Below are 1,231 nucleotides of genomic sequence, written 5' to 3'. Positions count from 1 at the left end.
GTCGAACACATCGAGAGGAGGTCGTCGCGAAGCAGACCGTAGGCGATGCCCCCTGATGGGCACCGTAGCGAGGGAACACCGAGCCTTGGCGAGGTGCCGTACGCCGGGGCGAAGCCTTTTGCTTACTTTTCGCTGGGCCGGCACCCCGGCGTCTGGAAAAGTGAGTCGCTGTAAGAGCGAAACCATAAGCCGCCGTTACCGCAGCAACGGATATACACCCAAAACAAAAAGAAGCTATCAAACCCCAGACAAACAAAAACGCCCGGCAGAACCGGGCGTTTTGTATTGACTTGATTAACGAGCGCGGTAAGTGATCCGCCCTTTGCTCAAATCATAGGGCGTCAGCTCGACGCGCACTTTGTCACCGGTAAGAATACGAATGTAGTTCTTGCGCATCTTGCCGGAGATATGCGCGGTTACGACGTGCCCATTTTCCAACTCCACACGAAACATGGTGTTGGGCAGGGTGTCGACGACAGTGCCTTCCATTTCGAAGCTGTCTTCTTTCGACATGCAGTAAAGCCCTCGGTATCCAATGAATGGCCCGGTGCAACTGCGCCAGGCAAAAGCGGCGTGCATTGTGCCCGAAAAGTGGGGTTTAAGCCAAGGGCTTTAGGGCTGAACCTAGTTCAGTACCACCCAGCGCTGATTAATCAGCAGCTCTATGGGGCGATATTGGGTCTTGTAGTTCATTTTCTTGCAGTTTTTGATCCAGTATCCGAGGTAGACCGCGTCCAGTCCCAGGCGCCGGGCTTCGTTGATCTGCCAGAGAATCGCGTAACGGCCCAGGCTGCGGCGATCTTCTTCGGGCTCATAGAAGGTGTAGACCGCCGACAAGCCGTTGGGCAGCAGATCCGTCACGGCGATCGCCAGCAGGCGGTCCTCGAGGCGGAACTCATAGAAACGCGAAAACGGCAGGTCGCGGACCAGAAAGGTCGAAAACTGATCGCGGCTGGGCGGGTACATGTCGCCATCGGCGTGGCGTTGTTCGATATAGCGTTGGTAAAGATCGAAATACTCTTCGCTGAAACCCGGTTTGGCCGGGCGAACCTGCAGGTCGGCATTGCGTTTGAAAATACGTTTCTGCTGACGGTTAGGCGAAAACTGCGCAACCGGAATGCGCGCAGGCACGCACGCATTGCAATTCTGGCAATGCGGCCGGTACAGGTGATCGCCACTGCGACGAAAACCCATTTCCGACAGGTCTGCATAGACATGCACATCCATGGGC

2 protein-coding genes are annotated in these 1,231 nt (G+C 56.0%); both read right to left on the bottom strand.

The genetic code is table 11. The features are described 5' to 3' along the window. Window positions 1-294: 294 nt before the first annotated feature. A complete protein-coding gene (gene infA, locus AC1DH9_RS29460) occupies window positions 295-513 on the bottom strand; it encodes a translation initiation factor IF-1 (protein WP_002553999.1) in 219 nt (72 codons plus the stop codon). A gap of 111 nt (window positions 514-624) precedes the next feature. Continuing rightward, a partial coding sequence (locus AC1DH9_RS29455) for an arginyltransferase (RefSeq protein WP_477809368.1) occupies window positions 625-1,231 on the bottom strand: 607 nt, incomplete at its 5' end.

The sequence above is a fragment of the Pseudomonas sp. 05T35 genome, assembly GCF_056396605.1.
Note: the sequence above shows the minus strand (reverse complement) of the source record. Positions and strands in the feature narration are given on the sequence as shown.